Annotated in this window: 19 protein-coding genes; 10 read left to right on the plus strand and 9 right to left on the minus strand. The window is 65.7% G+C overall.

From position 1 onward, the window contains the following. Positions 1–1,002, minus strand: coding sequence for a DNA topoisomerase IB (locus SMA01S_RS08400; RefSeq protein ID WP_066820310.1), 1,002 nt, complete (start codon positions 1,000–1,002; stop codon positions 1–3). Between the two features lie 105 nt (positions 1,003–1,107). On the opposite strand from SMA01S_RS08400, the gene SMA01S_RS08405 reads away from it, so the two are divergent. Continuing rightward, entirely contained in the window at positions 1,108–1,659 is a 552-nt protein-coding gene (locus SMA01S_RS08405; RefSeq protein WP_066820312.1) for a type 1 glutamine amidotransferase domain-containing protein, read from the plus strand. 10 nt (positions 1,660–1,669) lie between these two features. Here the strand turns inward: SMA01S_RS08405 and SMA01S_RS08410 are convergent, their stop codons facing one another. The 3 genes from SMA01S_RS08410 to SMA01S_RS25260 are packed head-to-tail and all read right to left on the minus strand — an operon-like array spanning position 1,670 to position 4,334. Continuing rightward, positions 1,670–2,839, minus strand: a complete 1,170-nt coding sequence (locus SMA01S_RS08410) for an acyltransferase family protein (RefSeq protein ID WP_084250189.1) — start codon at positions 2,837–2,839, stop codon at positions 1,670–1,672. Next, positions 2,836–4,209, minus strand: coding sequence for a putative O-glycosylation ligase, exosortase A system-associated (locus SMA01S_RS08415; RefSeq protein ID WP_066820465.1), 1,374 nt, complete (start codon positions 4,207–4,209; stop codon positions 2,836–2,838). Before SMA01S_RS08415 ends, SMA01S_RS08410 begins: the two co-directional genes overlap by 4 nt. Then, complete coding sequence (locus tag SMA01S_RS25260) at positions 4,209–4,334, minus strand: hypothetical protein (protein ID WP_281178807.1); 126 nt, start codon at positions 4,332–4,334, stop codon at positions 4,209–4,211. The genes SMA01S_RS08415 and SMA01S_RS25260 overlap by 1 nt, the downstream gene beginning before the upstream one ends. 126 nt (positions 4,335–4,460) lie before the next feature. Here SMA01S_RS25260 and SMA01S_RS08420 point away from each other — a divergent pair, with 126 nt between their 5' ends. Beyond that, the gene (locus SMA01S_RS08420) at positions 4,461–5,705 is read left to right on the plus strand and encodes a TIGR04063 family PEP-CTERM/XrtA system glycosyltransferase (protein ID WP_066820467.1); all 1,245 of its coding nucleotides are present in this window, start codon (positions 4,461–4,463) and stop codon (positions 5,703–5,705) included. After that, positions 5,675–6,679 carry a hypothetical protein gene (locus SMA01S_RS08425; protein ID WP_066820314.1) on the plus strand — a complete coding sequence of 335 codons (1,005 nt, stop codon included), beginning with the start codon at positions 5,675–5,677 and terminating at the stop codon, positions 6,677–6,679. The genes SMA01S_RS08420 and SMA01S_RS08425 overlap by 31 nt, the downstream gene beginning before the upstream one ends. 72 nt (positions 6,680–6,751) lie before the next feature. On the opposite strand, the gene SMA01S_RS08430 is transcribed toward SMA01S_RS08425, so the two are convergent. Both SMA01S_RS08430 and SMA01S_RS25365 read right to left on the minus strand, forming a co-directional pair. Further along, the gene (locus SMA01S_RS08430; protein WP_066820316.1) at positions 6,752–7,045 is read right to left on the minus strand and encodes a hypothetical protein; all 294 of its coding nucleotides are present in this window, start codon (positions 7,043–7,045) and stop codon (positions 6,752–6,754) included. Then, positions 7,042–7,326, minus strand: coding sequence for a hypothetical protein (locus tag SMA01S_RS25365; RefSeq protein WP_369405663.1), 285 nt, complete (start codon positions 7,324–7,326; stop codon positions 7,042–7,044). Before SMA01S_RS25365 ends, SMA01S_RS08430 begins: the two co-directional genes overlap by 4 nt. Between SMA01S_RS25365 and SMA01S_RS08440 the strand changes: the two genes are divergently transcribed. Next, on the plus strand, positions 7,325–7,951 hold the full coding sequence (locus SMA01S_RS08440; RefSeq protein WP_066820468.1) for a S24 family peptidase: 627 nt from the start codon (positions 7,325–7,327) through the stop codon (positions 7,949–7,951). The genes SMA01S_RS25365 and SMA01S_RS08440 overlap by 2 nt on opposite strands. On the opposite strand, the gene SMA01S_RS08445 is transcribed toward SMA01S_RS08440, so the two are convergent. Further along, complete coding sequence (locus tag SMA01S_RS08445) at positions 7,948–8,130, minus strand: hypothetical protein (RefSeq protein ID WP_066820320.1); 183 nt, start codon at positions 8,128–8,130, stop codon at positions 7,948–7,950. The two genes, SMA01S_RS08440 and SMA01S_RS08445, sit on opposite strands and share 4 nt — an antisense overlap. Positions 8,131–8,308: 178 nt before the next feature. On the opposite strand from SMA01S_RS08445, the gene SMA01S_RS08450 reads away from it, so the two are divergent. From SMA01S_RS08450 to SMA01S_RS08460, 3 genes are all read left to right on the plus strand, one after another. Continuing rightward, positions 8,309–8,515 carry a hypothetical protein gene (locus tag SMA01S_RS08450; RefSeq protein WP_066820322.1) on the plus strand — a complete coding sequence of 69 codons (207 nt, stop codon included), beginning with the start codon at positions 8,309–8,311 and terminating at the stop codon, positions 8,513–8,515. 87 nt (positions 8,516–8,602) lie between these two features. Then, positions 8,603–10,378, plus strand: coding sequence for an SLC13 family permease (locus SMA01S_RS08455; RefSeq protein ID WP_066820324.1), 1,776 nt, complete (start codon positions 8,603–8,605; stop codon positions 10,376–10,378). 98 nt (positions 10,379–10,476) lie between these two features. Further along, the gene (locus SMA01S_RS08460; RefSeq protein WP_066820325.1) at positions 10,477–11,046 is read left to right on the plus strand and encodes a hypothetical protein; all 570 of its coding nucleotides are present in this window, start codon (positions 10,477–10,479) and stop codon (positions 11,044–11,046) included. A gap of 49 nt (positions 11,047–11,095) precedes the next feature. Here the strand turns inward: SMA01S_RS08460 and SMA01S_RS08465 are convergent, their stop codons facing one another. Continuing rightward, positions 11,096–12,520: an aldehyde dehydrogenase family protein gene (locus SMA01S_RS08465; protein ID WP_066820327.1), complete on the minus strand. Its 1,425-nt coding sequence runs from the start codon at positions 12,518–12,520 to the stop codon at positions 11,096–11,098. Positions 12,521–12,642: 122 nt separating this feature from the next. Between SMA01S_RS08465 and SMA01S_RS08470 the strand changes: the two genes are divergently transcribed. Further along, positions 12,643–13,617, plus strand: a complete 975-nt coding sequence (locus tag SMA01S_RS08470) for a quinone oxidoreductase family protein (protein WP_066820329.1) — start codon at positions 12,643–12,645, stop codon at positions 13,615–13,617. A gap of 3 nt (positions 13,618–13,620) precedes the next feature. On the opposite strand, the gene SMA01S_RS08475 is transcribed toward SMA01S_RS08470, so the two are convergent. Then, complete coding sequence (locus SMA01S_RS08475) at positions 13,621–14,403, minus strand: hypothetical protein (RefSeq protein ID WP_066820332.1); 783 nt, start codon at positions 14,401–14,403, stop codon at positions 13,621–13,623. A gap of 235 nt (positions 14,404–14,638) precedes the next feature. Between SMA01S_RS08475 and SMA01S_RS08480 the strand changes: the two genes are divergently transcribed. Continuing rightward, positions 14,639–15,022, plus strand: a complete 384-nt coding sequence (locus SMA01S_RS08480) for a BlaI/MecI/CopY family transcriptional regulator (protein ID WP_066820334.1) — start codon at positions 14,639–14,641, stop codon at positions 15,020–15,022. 2 nt (positions 15,023–15,024) lie between these two features. Continuing rightward, positions 15,025–16,644, plus strand: coding sequence for a M56 family metallopeptidase (locus SMA01S_RS08485; RefSeq protein ID WP_169804217.1), 1,620 nt, complete (start codon positions 15,025–15,027; stop codon positions 16,642–16,644). The last annotated feature ends 56 nt before the right edge of the window (positions 16,645–16,700 follow it).

Below are 16,700 nucleotides of genomic sequence, written 5' to 3' on the forward strand. Positions count from 1 at the left end.
TCAGGCTGCCTTGGGACGTGATACCGTTTCACCGGCCAGAAAGGCGATCAGGCCGCGTTCGTAACGATCGAGATAGCGGGTTGCACGCGGCAGATCGAGATGTTCGCGAAAGCTTGTCTGATCGCCTTTGGCAAGCTCGATCAGTGCCGGATGGACATAGGATTTGCGCGCGATCGCCGGTGTGTTGCCGAGCGCTTCGGTCACCGGCTCGAGCATCGTCTTCAATCCGATATCGTGGTCCGCGCTGGCCAGCGTCTCGAACGCGATGACGCTCGCTCCCCAGGTGCGGAAATGCTTGGCGGTGAAATCGTCGCCGGTCGCCTCGCGGATATAATCGTTGACGTCGGTCGAACTGACGCCGTGCGGCTGGCCATCGCCATTGATGTACTGAAAAAGCTGCTGCCCGGGCAAATCCTGGCACTTCTTGACGAAGCGCGCGAGGCTGCGGTCGGTGATCACCAAGGTGCGCATCTTTCCAGATTTGGCGCGGTAGCACAGCTTTAGCCTCTGGCCCCGGATCTCCGCATGGCGATCGCGCAGGGTGGTCGCGCCGAAGCTCTTATTGGCCTTGGCATATCCTTCGTTGCCGACCCGCAGATAACCGATGTCGAGCAGCTTCACGATCGCCGCGACGGTGCGCTCCTTGTTGTGCCGGCGGGTCTGGAGATCGGCCTCGACCCGTGCGCGCAATCTCGGCAGCGCCAGGCCGAATGCGGCGCAGCGATCATATTTGGCGCTCTCCTGCGCGGCCCGGAAATCCGGGTGATAGCGATACTGCTTGCGCCCACGCTCGTCCCATCCGATCGCCTGGATATGGCCGTTGGGGTTGGGCGAGAACCAGGCATCGCGATAGGCCGGGGGCAGCCCGATACGGTTCAACCGGTCGATCTCCTCGCGGTCGGTGATGCGATTGCCTTGCGGATCCCAATAGCCCCAGCCGTGCCGTACCTTGCGCCGGGTGATCCCCGGCATGCTGTCATCGCAATAGACGATCCGGGGCATCAATCCTCCTTCCGCATGCCGTCCGAAATGCGCGGGTCATCGCTTCGTTCCGGAACGTCCCGGCCACGCGGTCGGTTTGAAGCGCGGTTTTCAAGGAGATTTGCCATGGCCGATTTGAGCGATGTGCGCGTGTTGATGATCGCGACCGACGGGTTCGAGAATGATGAATTGTTCAAACCTCGCCAGGCATTGATCGACGCCGGCGCGAAGGTGACTCTGGCCTCGATCTCCACCGATCCTATCCAGGGCGAGAAAGGCGGCGAGAAGGCCGACACGATCACGCCGGACATCACGCTGGGTGATGTGGATACCGAGGAATTCGACGCGCTGGTCATCCCCGGCGGCGTCGCCAACCCCGACAAGCTGCGGATGCAGGGCCGCGCGGTGCAGATCGTCGAGGAGTTCATGGACGACGGCAAGATCGTCGCGGCGATCTGTCACGGTCCGTGGTTGTTGGTCGAAGCCGATGTCGTGGATGGCCGCAAGGTGACCAGCTGGCCGTCGATCCGCACCGACCTGGAAAATGCCGGGGCCGAGGTGGTCGACGAGGAAGTGGTGGTCGACGACAAGCTGATCACCAGCCGCAAGCCGGATGATATCCCGGCGTTCAACAAGGCGATTATTGAGGCGTTGGCAGAGGAATTTGCGGAGGCGTGAGGCGAGGAGTTTAACTGTAATCGTCATGCCGGACCTGTTCCGGCATCCAACGTGCGACAACGGCTGGATTCCGTTGTGGCGGGTTGGACCCCGGAACAAGTCCGGGGTGACGAAGCAGTTCGTGCTTGCGCGACGACAGCCGCAGCCCATTCACGCATTTCTGCGCCGGCCGCTCGACAAGATGGTACAGCGCCACCGAGCTCGCCAGCACCATCGCCAGGTAGAGTCCGATCAGCGCGAGGGGCACGGCGTGCGCATCGCTGACGAAGGCCAGTTTGAACACCACGAACAGCATGAAGTGCGACAGATAGGTCGCGTAGCTGATCTCCCCGAGATAATGGAGCGGCGCCCAATCGAGCGGATTGCCGCGCATCCCCGACGTGAGCGCCAGGGCGAGGAGCAAGGCGGCAAAGGCAAAAGGCACGGCGAGCTGTTCGGGCAGGCCGATGGCCCAGCCGGCGAGCATCAGTCCGGCCAGCGCGAACGCCAGGATAGCAGGCAAAGCGGGCGCCTCTCGCCAGCGCAGCCAGAGCGCACAAAGCGCACTGCCCGCTGCGAACTCAGTCAGGCAGCGAACCAGGCCGTAATGCACGATATCATGGCCCAGCGTCGGCAAATGCGCCGTCGCCGCCGCCAGGATGACCAGGAAGGCGGCCGCCGCCAGCGCAACCAGCCAACTCGGCAACGCGCGCCAATCGACCGCGCGGACCAGCAGCGGAAACAGCAGATAGGCGGCAAGCTCGCAGCTGATCGACCAGGCCGGATCGTTCCAGGTCAGCGCGTCGGTGAATCCCCAATTCTGCAGCAGGAAGATGTGCAGCGGCAGCTCGCGAAACGGATATTCCACCGGATCGTGACGCCCGGCGGCGGTCAGCGCCAGCGCGAGCAGCACTGCTCCCGCCAGCACGACGAGGTGCAGCGGCCAGATTCGCGCGACGCGCTTGTGCAGAAACGCCGGAACGCCACGCCAGCCTTCGGTACGGAGGCGGTCGCCCCAGCTCAGCCAGATCACGAATCCGGACAGCAGGAAGAAGAAATCGACCGCGAGATACCCCTTGGCGAAGATGTGCAGCCAGAACGGCGGCAGGCCGTCGATCGTCAGCCGGATGTGATAGAGCACGACCATCCACGCGGCCACGCCGCGCACGCTGGTCAGCGCACGAAGCTCGGGCCGGGTCATGCCAGCGCGGGGTTGGGCGGCGCGTCGGCCGCCGGTCTTGCGCGCTTCATCGGCCGGAAGCTCTCTTCGGCGCGGCGGCGCTTGAGATAGGTGTCCAGCCCGATCTGCGCGCCGATCAGCATGAAGATGAACGGCTGGAACGCGATAGCGACGAAGCAGGCGCCGAGCATGTAGAGCAATTGGCCGGACTGGAGGGCGCCAGCGAGCGGCGCGACCCAGGCATAGTCCTCGCCCGCTTTCTTGTAGCGCTGGCGGATCACTTCCATCCGGATCAGCCCGCCAAGGCTGATGAACAGCCACATAATCAGCCCCGGCCAGCCCTGTTCGCCGAGCATCTCGAAATAGGCCGAGTGATAGGCGCGGGCGCGATCGACGGTCAGCGTGGTGTCGAGCTTGGCATTGCCGGCGGTACCGTCCGATTTCACGATGTCGTAGCGGATCTGATTCTGGCGATACATTTCGAAACCGCCGCCCAGCGGGTGCTGCTTGACGTAGTCCCAGGTCCATTTCCACACCGCGACGCGCGTCGCGGCGGACTCGTCCTGCTGGTAGCTCTTGATCGTGCTCATGCGGTCGGTGAACGACTTGGGCAGGAACGGCACTGCGACCAGCGTCAGTGTCGCGACCACGCCGAGATAGAGGAATTTGCGCTTCGAATCGCGCAGCATCAGCACGCCGAGCAGGCCGATGCAGAGCAGTCCAGTCCGGGTCGAGGTTCCGATCGGCATCAGCAGGCAAGCGAACACCAACGCGTAGCAGAACAGCTTGCGTTTCCAGTCATTGGGAAAGATCGTGCCGTATTTCTCGAGCCACAGGATGGCCGGGATGATCGCGATCGCCACGGTCGAGATGGTCGATCCCTCGTAAAGCCCCGAATTGTTCTCGACCATCAGGTTGAGCGAACCATAGCCGCCGCCGCCGGCCAGCGTCTTGATCCCGCCGACGATGATGATCGACGCGGCCGATAGAATCATGAAGGTCAGCAATGCCTCGAGCCTGAGGCGGGTGCGCAGGGTCAGCGGGAGGAAGGCGGCGAACGCCAGGCACTTCCAGACCCAGTCCCATTTATCCAATGCCTCGACCGGGAAATCGGCCCGCATGGTGGTCATCGCGCACCAGGCAAGGAGTAGCACGATAACGAACTGGCGCGGCGCGACCCGGCTGTCCTTCTTGTCGTCGATCAGCGCCCAGGAGCCGACCGCCAGCGCCACCGCGATCAGCGAGATCGGCACCGAATTGAGTAGCAGATAGGTCAGCCGCTGCGGCGAGACGATGTCGATATAGACATAGCTGAGGATGAACAGAAACGGCCGGCGAAACGCCAGCGCGAAGAACATCCCCAGGAATCCGACAAAGGCGAGATCGTGGATCATCGCCGCTTGATCTTGCTTGGCGGCTCGGGCCGTTCGTCGTCGAGGTCGCGGCGGCGCAGCAGGAGGAAGATGGCGAGCATCATCAGGCCATGCGTGATCGCGATCGCGAAATTGTCGATCATGCTACCGTCTTCCAGCCCATCCGAAGCGCGCGCCCTTCGACAAGCTCGGGGCGAACGGGTGTGGGTTGGTCCTACCGCCACCGGGTTGACGCGCCGTTAAACAGTCGCGTGGCATGGAAAATGACGATGAAAATCCTTCACGTCCTCGACCACGGTCTGCCGCTGCAGAGCGGCTATACCTTTCGCACCCGCGCCATCCTGAAGGCGCAGATCGCGCGCGGCTGGCAGGTCGCGGCGGTGACCGGGCCTCGCCATGGCGAGACCAAGGTCAATGCGGAGATGGTCGACGGACTCGATTTCTATCGTACCGAAATCCCCGCGCCGGCACGCAGCCCGCTCCGCGAGTGGCGCGAAATCGCCGCGCTCGCCGATCGCGTGACCGAGGTCGCGCGGATATTTCGCCCCGACGTGATCCATGCCCATTCGCCGGTGCTCGACGCCGTCGCCGCATTGCGCGCGGGCAAACGGCTCGGCGTGCCGGTGATGTACGAAATCCGCGCCTTCTGGGAAGATGCGGCGGTCGGCAACGGGACGGGCAGCGAGGGATCGCCACGCTACCGCGCGACGCGCTGGCTCGAGACGCGGGCAGTGCGCCAGGCCGATGCGGTCGCGGTGATTTGCGATGGTTTGAAGAGCGATTTGATCGATCGCGGCATCGATCCGGCGAAAATCATGGTGTCGCCCAATGGCGTCGACCTGACCTTGTTCGGCGAACCGCTGCCGCGCGACGTGGCGCTGGCGGCGGAATTGGGCTTGGCCGCGGACGATGACGTGGTCGGCTTCATCGGCAGCTTCTACGATTATGAAGGGCTCGACGATCTGATCGCGGCGATGCCGGCGCTGGTGGCAAATCGCCCGACGGCGAAGCTGCTGCTGGTCGGTGGCGGGCCGATGGAGCAGGCGTTGCGCGCGCAAGCCGCGGCGTCGTCGGTTGCCGGCGCGATCCGTTTCGTCGGGCGCGTTCCCCATACCGATGTGGAACGCTATTATAGCTTGGTGGATGTGCTCGCTTATCCCCGCAAGAAGATGCGGCTGACCGACCTGGTCACGCCGCTCAAGCCGCTCGAGGCGATGGCGCAGCGCCGCCTGGTCGCCGCCTCGGATGTCGGGGGGCATCGCGAGCTGATTCGCGACGGCGATACCGGCACGTTGTTCGCGCCCGACAGCCCCGCGGCGATCGCCGATGCGCTGGCCGGGATGTTCGCCGATCGCAGCGGCTGGGACGCGCGCCGGAGCCGGGCGCGGGCATTTGTCGAGCGCGATCGTAACTGGTCGTCAAACATTTCGCGTTACGCCCCCGTTTACCAAAGAATTATCGAAGCTCGGAAAACGGACCTCAAATGGACGCCACCCGCGGTCGCCAGCGCCTGAATTTCCCCTCGCCCTTCGCAGCGATCCTGGGCGAGGGCGGGGCGATGCGGTTCGCCGTGCCGCTGGCGCCGGTGATTGCCATGGTACTCGCCGCGCTCGGCGGACTGATGTTCCTGCTGATGCCGACCGCGGTGCTCGAGGATCTGGTGGTCGATAGTGGGATCGCGTCGCTGGTCACCGCCGCGCAGCCGCCGCTCGGAATGACCGCGCATTTCGCCATTGCCTTCCTGGTCGCGCTCAGCGTCGGCAGTGTCAGCTGGTTCGGACTGTTCCTGCTGATCGGCACGCGGGCGGTTGCCGTCGGCCGTAATGCTCGCGAGGACGGGGTTCCCATCTTGCGCCGGGCCGACGCGCATCCCGACGCGCCGCCGCGCCGCCCGGTCTTCGCCAATCGCGACCTCGGCACGCCATTCCTCGAAGTGACCGCCGATACGCCGCCCCCCATGTCGGCTGCGGACGCTATGGCGTACGCGCCACGGGTGATCGAGGAGCGCCCGATCCCGGTCGATCTCGACACGCCGCTCGCTACCTATCGCGGTCCACTCGATCCGCCGCTGCCCGCTCCCGATCCGCTGCCGATTGGCCGGATCGACGAGCCCGTCGCCGCGCCGGCGCCGATCATCGCACCGCTGCCAGTCCCGGAACCTGTGGTCGCTGTCGACCCGCGTCCGATCCGTGCCGTCCCCGAATCACCCGCTGTCGTTCCCCCCGCCGACGATCCCGCGCCACGCTTCGCGTCGCACGAGCGGATCGAGACGTTCGAACTGACGCCGATGGTACGCTCGTCCGAAACCTCGGCTCCGCTGCCGTCGGCGACGATCCACGATCTGCTCGACCGGCTGGAACGCGGTGTCGCCAAGCGCATGGAAGCTCCAGCGCCGGAGCCCGAAGCGCCGGAAGCGGAAGTCCCCGCTGCCGGATCGCTCGAGGAAACGCTCGGCGTGCTGCGCCAACTCGCTTCCCGGGTGGGCTGAGCGCCATTCACGTAGATTGATGAAATCCTGGTGCTCCCGCTTTCGCGGAAGCACTGAAAGCGGGGCCTTGCCCTAGCTCTCTTCGACCAGCAGGAATTCGACCACGGCCGCCCCGCTGCTCCGCTCGACCAAGTCAGCGCTCGCGACAAAATAGCCACGGACAGCGAATTCGGCTTCGGGTAGCCCGACCAGCCAGGTCTCGAACCTCTCGTCCTCGCCGGCGTTGATCTCGACGGTCAGCCGCACGCCGCTGAATAGCGACGACGACCAATCACGGCTGCGCACCAGCGATGCCGCCGCGCCGGGCACGGTCGCGGCGGCCGATTCGGTCACCGCCGTGATCAGATCACGCTCGAGTCGGCTCATTGCGCTGCATCCTGCGCGGCGATGAAATCGACGATGCGCTGAGCGACCCGGCGCCTGGGCTCGCGGCCGTTGCGCAGATCGCCGACCAGCCGGGGATCGTTGCAGGCCAGCCGGCCGAACCGGGTCGGCGGCATGTTCGACCGCCGCAAAAACTTCTCCACCTCGCGTCCGATATGCATTTGTCTGGCCTCTATTTTCTGCTGCCGAGTCGTTAGAAGTTCATGATCTGTTCCAAATTCCAACTTGTCTAGGAAATTTCCTACGACTATGGTGGCAATCATGGTTGACGTGCGATCGACGCTGGCGGGATTGGCTGACGAGGCAGGGACCAGCCTTGCCTGGCTGTCGCGCGCGCTCGGGCGCAACGACGCCTATCTGCAGCAGTTCGTGAAGCGCGGAACGCCGCGGCGGCTCGATGAGGAGGATCGGCGCTGGCTCGCCGCTTATTTCAATGTCGACGAACGCGCATTGGGTGGGACTGCCGGCGGCGCCGCGACGATGGTAGCGGTGCGGCGGATCGACGCGGAGGCGCATGCCGGCGCCGGTGGGCTGGTCGAGGATGACCGCAATGGCGGGGAAGAGCGGATCGATCCGCGCGTGGTGGCGCGACTGGGCGTGTCACCCGCGGCATTGACGATGATCACCGCGCATGGCGATTCGATGGAGCCGCTGATTCATGACGGCGACGCTCTGTTCGTCGACATGACCGATCGCCGCTTGTCGTCGCGTCCCGGCATCTTCGTGATCCGGTTGGACGATGCGTTGCTGGTGAAGCGCGTCGCGCGGATCGGGCTGGAGGTCCAGGTGACCAGCGACAACCCCGCTGCCCCGCTCATCGCGCCGGTCCGTGCCGACCGCGTGGCGGTGATCGGCCGCGTCGTGCGGCTCGCGCGTTCTTTACGTTAGCGCCGGCGGTCGATCAGGAAGATGATCGTCGCGGCGATCGCGCCGCCGGTGCCGCCGATCAGCACCCCCAATGTCGTCTGCCCATAAAGCACGCCGGCGACGGCGCCGCCGATCAGTCCAAGCGCGAGCAGGCATCCGCCAGCGGCGGGAGCGGTCGATTTCGGCGGATTCGGTCTCATGTCCGCTGCCTGCCATGTTCCAGTATCGGACGCCAGTGCCCCGACATGGGACAGGTGGGGCAGTCATATGCGTCGTGGTGCACGGCGGTTTACCACTGCCTTCCGCCGATTCCCGACGATCGCTTCGGGGTGGCACGCGCCTTGTAACGATCGGGTGCTGGCCAGTTCGGAGTATCGCATGCACCTCTATCTCGCTGATCGCTCGTCGGTGGACGCTGCGCAGGAGCTGATGGCGACGTTCGGCGACGATGCCGGGTTCGAGGCGGCCGCGCGTGCCGACAAGAGCCGCGACCTCGGCAACCACGTCAATTTCTGCCGCTGGCGCCAGATCGAGCGGCTGATCGTGCTGATGTCGCAGGGCCGCGCGGTGGGCACCGTCCACTAGGGGTCCTAATCCAAATCAGGCCGTTTCTGCGGGAGATTGTTTCGGGTTCGTTGGTTTCTGCTTTCAGGAAGCCAAAAACGAGGCCTGATGACCACACCCCAATATCTGTCGATCGCCCTCCTCGTTGCGATGATGGCGATGTTCGTCTGGGGACGCTTCCGCTACGATATCACCGCGATGCTGGCGCTGCTCGCGGGGCTGGCGCTCGGCATCGTCACGCCCAAGGCGGCATTCACCGGTTTTTCCGACGACATCGTGATCATCGTCGGCTCGGCGCTGGTGATTTCGGCCGCAGTGCAGCGGTCGGGGATGGTCGAGCGCGCGCTGAGTCTGATTGCCGGTCGCGTCACCCGGATTCGCACTCAATTGTTCGTACTGACTGCCTCGGTCGGCGTGACCTCCGCGCTGGTCAAGAATGTCGGCGCACTGGCGATGCTCATGCCCGCGGCGTTCCAGATGGCGAAGAAGAACAAGGCCTCGCCGTCAGTGTTCCTGATGCCGATGTCGTTCGCCTCGCTGCTCGGCGGACTGATGACCCTGGTCGGCACCTCGCCCAATATCATCGTCAGCCGCGTGCGGCAGGACATGGTCGGCCAGCCGTTCCGCATGTTCGACTATTTTCCGACCGGCTTCGGCCTGCTGGTGATCGGCCTGATCTTCCTGCGCTTCGGCTATCGGCTGCTTCCGCGCGATCGGCGCGGCGTGCCGACGATGGGCGAGGCGCTCGATATCCAGGATTACGTCACCGAAGTGACGATCGGCGGAGGCTCGCCGGCGATCGACGAGACGGTCGACCAGTTCACCGATCGCCATGATGGCGACGTCACCGTCACCAGCGTGATGCGCGCCGGCATGCGCAGCGAGCCACGGCCGTGGATGACCTTGCGCGAAGGGGACACGCTGATCCTGGGCGGCGAGCCCGACGTGCTCGAACGCGTCATCGCCACCAACAAGTTCGCGCTCGCCGGCTCCGAGCGCGACGTGCCTGAAGATCGCAAGGATGACGAGGTCGGTGTCATTGAGGCGGTGATCGCGACCAACTCGCCATTGATCGGCCGCACCGCCAGCCGGATGCAATTGCAGCGGCGGCTCGGCATCAACCTGATCGCGGTGTCGCGCGAAGGCGAGCGGCTGACGCATCGGCTGGGTGGTACCGTGCTGCGCGCGGGCGATGTCGTCGTGCTGCAGGGGCCGCTCAGCCTGCTGCCCGAACGCCTGGCGGAACTCGGCGCGTTGCCGCTGGCCGAGCGCGCGCTCCGGCTCGGCAATTCGGGCAGGGGAGTGTTGCCGGTGGCGATCCTGGCGGTGGCGATGATCGCGACGGCGACAGGCTATGTGCCCGTGGCAGTGGCGTTCTTTGCCGCCGCAGCGTTGATCCTCGCGGTCGGCGCGCTGCCGCTCGCAGAGGCCTATGCCAGTGTCGAATGGCCGATCCTGATCATGCTCGGCGCGCTGATCCCGGTCAGCGATACGTTGCGGACGACCGGCGCGTCACAAATCCTGGCGACCTGGCTCGCACATGTCGCCGCCGGGCTGCCTCCCTGGGGCGCGGTCGCGCTGATCCTGGTCGCGGCGATGGCGGTGACGCCGTTCCTCAACAATGCCGCGACGGTGCTGGTAATGGCGCCGATCGCCGCGGTGTTCGCACACGATCTCGGCTATCGGCCGGAAGCGTTCCTGATCGCCACCGCGATGGGCGCGGGATGCGATTTCCTCACCCCGATCGGGCATCAGTGCAATACCTTGGTCTTCGGCCCTGGCGGGTACAAGTTCGGCGACTATGCCAGGCTGGGCGCGCCGCTATCGCTGCTGGTGGTGCTGGTCGGCACGCCGCTGATCCTGATGACCTGGCCGCTGCATTGAGGCGATCGGACGCGTCGTTTCCCGCCAATACGCCGATCGCGTAACGACTTACCCCAGTCCTTCCCGGCGTGTCGCCGAGTCGATTCTGGGAGGACGTCATGCGCAAATCATGGGTGTTGCTCGGCGTGGTGATCGCCGCGCCCGCGCTGGCGGTCGCGACTCCGGCCAGCGATTTCGCGCCACAACCCTTGCCCGGCACCAGGGCGTCGCTCGATCCTTATCTGGCGGGGTCGGTGATCTACGACCGTGTCGTGCCCTTCGCTCCGACCGCGAGTACCCCCGGCCCGCGCGGGACCGTCCAGGTCCGCATCCTCAAGCGGGCCAGCGGGACGCTCGATTTCTATTGGCGCGTCACCAATGACGCCGGCTCGACCGCGCCGATCACCACAGCGCAGGTCCGCGGGTTTCCTCAGATCGGCTATGACGCCAATTGGCGGATCGACGGCGCCTCGGGTGCCGCGCCGCAGACGATCGCCGGGGCCATCAATCAAAACGTCTGGGTGCTCGCGTTCCAGTTCGGCCAGCCGATCGCGCCGGGCCAGTCGTCACGCTTCTTCTTCATCTCGTCGGGCTATCATTCCTGGGTTCCCGACCCGCACACGTCGCCGCGGATTCGGAGTCCCGGCACGGCCGGCCTCGACGTGCCGACGCCCTTGCCGCGGCCCTGATTTGGGGGAAGGCCCTCCCCGGTCCGGGGAGGGCCTGATGCTCAGGACACTAGGCCGGTTCGCCGACGATCGTCTTCAATTCCATGAAGTCGGCGATGCCGTATTTGCCGCCTTCGCGGCCATTGCCCGATTGCTTGTAGCCGCCGAATGGCGTGCCGCCGCCGCCTGCCCAGGCGTTGATCGTCACTAGCCCGGCGCGCAGCTTCGGTGCGACCTTCGCCGCCTCGGCGGGATCGCCCGAGATCGTCGCCGACAAGCCGTAATCGGTGTCGTTGGCCATCTCGACCGCGTCGTCGGCGTCGGTATACTTGGTGATCGTCGCGACCGGTCCGAACGTCTCCTCGCGATAGATGCGCATGTCGGGCGTCACATCGGTAAGCAGGGTTGGCTTGACGAAGAAGCCGGCATTGCGGCCGTCGGGGCGGCCGGTGCCGCCGGTGACCAGCGTCGCGCCCTCGTCGATCGCCGATTGGATCAGCCCCTGGATCTTCTCGTACTGCGCCTTGTTGACGACCGGGCCGATATGCGCGCCCATCACAGAGGCGGCGTCGACCTGGGTCGCTTCCATGATCCCCTTCACCACGTTGGTGGCGTCCGCGACCTGGCTTTCATGAACCAGCAGACGGGTAGGCGCGATGCAGCTCTGGCCGCTATTCGCCAGCACGCCGGCAATCGTCGGCGGCAGCACTTCGGGCAAATTGGCGCCCTTGAGCACCAAATTTGGTGCCTTGCCGCCCAGTTCCTGGTGGACCCGCTTGACGGTCGGGGCGGCGGCCTGCGCCACGGCAACGCCTGCACGGGTCGACCCGGTGAAGCTCACCATGTCGACGTCTTTGTGACTCGATAAGGCGGCACCGACCCCTGGACCGTTGCCATTGACCAAGTTGAACACCCCCGCAGGGACACCCGCCTTGTCGAGAATCTCGGCCAGGATCACGGCATTGCCCGGTGCTTCCTCGGAAGGCTTGAGCACCATCGTATCGCCGGCGGCGAGCGCGGGGGCGACCTTGGCGCAGATCTGGTTGAGCGGCCAGTTCCACGGCGTGATCATGGCCACCACGCCGACCGGCTCATGGACGACGCGGTTCTTGCCGACGCGCTCCTCGAACTCGAATTCCTTGAGCGCTGCGAGCGTGCCGATGAAATAGCCGAGGCCGGCAGGCGCCTGCGCCATCTGGGCGAAGCCGATCGGCGCGCCCATTTCCTCGCTGGTCGCCGCCGCCAGGTCGGGGATGCGTGCCTTATACTCCTCGATGATCCGCTCGAGCAGCGCGATGCGGTCGTTGACCGAGGTCTGCGAATAGCTCCTGAACGCCTTCTTGGCCGCGGCCACGGCCTTGTCGACGTCAGCCTTCGATCCCAGCATGATCTCGCTGACCGGCTGTTCGGTCGACGGATCGATCACTTCGTGGCGAATGCCGCCCTCGCTATCGACCCACTGGCCGTCGATATAATGCTTCAGGTAGCTCTTCATCCTCGCCTCCGCGTTTTTCAAATATCGGGTATGGTGTGCGCTTAGATGGCGCGCCGCGAGGTAGGTTGCAACCCGAAACGAGACTCCCCAGTTGATGGCTCGTCGCAACGGGAGAACGGGACATGGCACGCGTCGCACGGATCGAACAGCATGGTGGTCCGGAAGTGATCCAATGGGTCGATGTCGACCTGCCCGATCCCGGTCCAGGCGAGGTTCGAATTCGGTCTACGGCGGTCGGCCTCAACTTCATCGAAATCTATCAGCGCACCGGTCTCTACCCGCTCAAGCTGCCGAGCGGCCTCGGCACCGAGAGTGTCGGCGTGGTCGAGGCACTGGGCGAGGGCGTCACCGACGTCGCGGTGGGCGATCGCGTCGGGACGTTTGGCCCAACCATCGGCAGCTATGCCACGCATCGCAACCTGCTCGCCGAAAACCTGATCAAATTGCCCGACGGCGTCGACGATCGCACCGCGGCAGCGATCCTGCTCAAGGGCGGCACGACCGAATTCCTGATCGAACGCTGCGCCAGGGTGCAACCCGGCTGGACCGTTTTGGTTCACGCCGCTGCGGGCGGGGTCGGACATCTCGCGGTCGGTTGGCTGAAAGCGATCGGCGCGACAGTCATCGGCACCGTTGGATCGTCCGACAAGGCCGAGCGCGCGCGCCGCGCCGGCGCCGATCACGTCATCCAGTATCGCGAGCATGACATCGCCGAAAGCGTGCGCGAGGTCACCGGCGGCGCGGGCGTCGAGGTCGTCCTCGACGGCGTCGGCGCGGCGACCTGGGAAGCGTCGCTCAAGTCGACCAAAAGGCGCGGGCTCATCGTCAGCTATGGCAATGCCAGCGGCCCGGTAACCGGCGTCGCGCTCAGCCAGCTCAACACCAACGGCTCGTTGTTCGTCACGCGGCCGACGATGTTCCATTATTACGCGACGAAGGAGGAGCGCGACGCCGGCTTCGCGCGCGTGTTCGAAATGCTGGCCAAGGGCGCGATCAGCCCGGAGATCGGCCAGACCTTCGCGCTTGAGGATGCGGCCGAGGCGCATCGCCAGCTCGAGGCCGGCAAGACCGAAGGGGCGTCGGTGCTGCTGCCCTGACCGTCACTGCTCGGATGGCTGCGGCCCGCTTTCGCTTTTATCGGCCTTTGCCGGCCTGAGCGTGAAGTCGATGCGGATCTTGACCCAGGCGCCGACCAGCACCTTGCCGCCGCGGCGCGGGGGACGGACGAGGAATTGCCACGCCGCCTCGCGCATCGCGCGGCCAAGCCCCGATCCAACCGGCGATTCGCCGAGCGACCGGCAATTGTCGACATGGAATTGCGGCATCGTCTGGCACGCGATCAATGCCCAGCTATTGGGTGGCGCGCCCTTGGGCAGATAGCCGTTGAGTTGCGCATCGGTCGGCTCGCGATACCATTCGGCATTGTAGAGCGGCTGGCCGCCGGGGCCTTCGCCTGGTCCATAAGCGAGCTTGCTGTCGGTCCCGCTCTCAGCGCCATCGTCGTTGCTGGCACTCGACTTCAATTTGCTGATGTCGCTGGCGCCGAGCTGGATCGGCAGCACGCCGGGAAGCGCATTGGGAGGAGTCGGGACCTTGGGTGGCGTGATGACGGGCGGCATCGGCGGGATCGGCGTGATCTTTCCGGAAGCCTGCTTGGCCGCGGCGTGGGCCTTGGTGCGATGTTCGGGAGCGGTCGCCGCTTCCTTCTCGGATGGCGCAAGGCTGAAGCTCGTCGCGCGTCGTGGCTCGGGCTTGGGCCCCGGGACGAAATGCGGGCCGAACAGCACCAGCACCAGGATCAACAGCGCTTCGACGATAAGCGCCAGCACGAACGAGACGGTGCGGCGGCGGTCGGGCAAAGCGAAGGGCAGGGACAGCCGCATTGGCGAGCCGCCTAGGAGGGCAAGTCTCGCGCGGCAACGGCTGATCGCTCGGTTCGTCGCATTCTGCGGTGCAGATCGAGTAATGGCGGCCAGTCTTTTGCGGTAGGCTGACAGGCGAAATGCCGATGCGCGTTGCCAGCGAACGGTTTTTCCGTGATTTTTCCGCTTGCGGCCGCGCTACAAATGTAGCACGCTACAAATGTAGCACGCTACATTTGTAGCCAAGAGGTGAGTCATGCTTCCGCAATTGCCCCCGCGCGAACGTCAGATCGTCGACCTGCTCTATCAAGGCGGGTCGCGCACGGTGTCCGAGATCTGTGCCGCGCTACCCGATCCGCTGACCGGCTCGGCCGTCCGCGCGATGCTCAAGCGGCTCGAGGACAAGGGGTTCGTGTGCCGCGAAGATAGCGATCGCGGCTATGTCTATTCGCCGACCGTCCCGGACAATCAGGCGCGCCGAACCGCGCTCAGCCAGATCGTGCGGACCTTTTTCAAGGGATCGCCGGTCAGCGCGGCGAGTGCCCTGGTCGGCATGGCGGAGGAACTCGACACGAAAGAACTCGACGAGCTCGAAGCGGCGATCGCCCGCGCTCGCCAGGCGCGGGAGGACGGGAAATGACCATGACCCTGCTTCTCCTCGCGTTGAAATCCCTGCTGGTGGCGGCGGTCACGCTCGGTTTGCTGCGGTTGACCCGCGCGCGGTCGGCCGCCGAGCGTTCGACCATCGCCCATCTCGGGCTGTTCGCGCTCGTCGCCTTGCCGCTCGCCAGCCTTGCGCTGCCGGCGCTGGACTTGCCGTTGCCCGCGCCGATGGCGCAGATGGCCACGGTTGATCCGGTCGAGCGGACGACAGCTCCGCTCCCCGCACGCGATAAGGCGGCTCCGATCGCCGCCGCCATGTCGCCGGCCGTGCCCGCCGAGCCGGTTTGGGTAGGCGCCCTGTCCGGTGCGGCGCGATACGCCTTTCTGCTACCAACTCTCGTGCTGCTTGCGCTGACGCTTGCCGCCTTGCTCCGCCTGGTCGGGCTGCGCGCACGCGCCGATGTGCTGGTCGACCCCGACTGGTTGAGCGCACTTGCCCGCGCGCAACGGCGTATGGGATTCAAGAACGGCACCGCCTTACTCTGGAGCGACGAGCTCGGATCGCCGGTCAGCTGGGGTCTGATGCGCCCGGTCATTCTGCTCAACAACGCCGCGGTGGCAGCGCCCGAACAGGCCGAGGCGATCATCGCGCACGAACTCGCGCATGTCGTCCATTTCGACTGGGCGAAGCTGATCCTGGCGCGGGTCGCCACCGCCACCTTCTGGTTCAATCCCCTGGCCTGGGTGCTGGCGCGGGAGGCGCACCAATTGCGCGAGGAATCGGCCGACGACGCGGTGCTCGCGGCGAACATCGCAGGGCCCGATTATGCCGAATTGCTGATCGGCGTCGCCCGCCATCAATGCCGCGGCACGTTGCTGGGCGCGCATGGCGTCGCGCCGTCGAAAAGCTCGCTCGGCCGCCGCGTTCGGCGCGTACTCGACCAGAGCCCGGCGCGCGGCCGGTCCGGGCGCTCCTGGGTCGCGGGCTTCGCGACGGGCATGCTGAGCATGGCGGTGCCGCTTGCGGCCGTAACATTCGTGCCCAGCCATACTGCGCTGGCCACCATCCACACGCAGAGCGGGCAACCTCTGGGTGCCGGTACGCCGACCGAGGGGGCGTCGCGAGTAGCGACAAAAACTGGCGCAACGCGGTCGACGACCGTTGCGGTGGCCCCGAACCCGGCCAGTTCGACCTTGGGGTCGGCACCCGTGCCGATCGCTGCATGGCAGGGTCAGCAAGCCCAAACGTCGCGCCAGTCCGACAATGGCGATGACGCTGCTGAAATGCGCGTGCTGGGCATCAGCAGCGACTATCGGCGCGGCATGGCCGAGGCTGGATTCCCCAATCTGTCGAGCGACGAGCTGGCGGAAGCGCGTGCCGGCGGCGTCTCCCCGGAATATGCGCGCGACATGCGGGCGACCGGCATGCGCCTCAGCCTGGATGACGTGATCGAAGCGCGCAACATGGGCCTCAGTGCGGCCTATATCGCCGCGATGCGCAGGTTCGGGATCAAGGGTGATCTCGACGATTACCAGGGGATGCGGTCGGTGGGCGTTACTGCCGATTTCGTCCGCAGACTGAGATCGCGCGGCATCAAAACCACCGACCCGGATGAACTGACCTCGCTCCGAGCAGCGGGTTCCGCCGGCGATCCCTGAGCCCCAGCGCCAGTCCGTCCCCTAATCGATAGTTCGTAACGCCCCCCAAGGGGCGA

This window comes from Sphingomonas mali NBRC 15500 (genome assembly GCF_001598415.1).
GTDB lineage: Bacteria > Pseudomonadota > Alphaproteobacteria > Sphingomonadales > Sphingomonadaceae > Sphingomonas > Sphingomonas mali.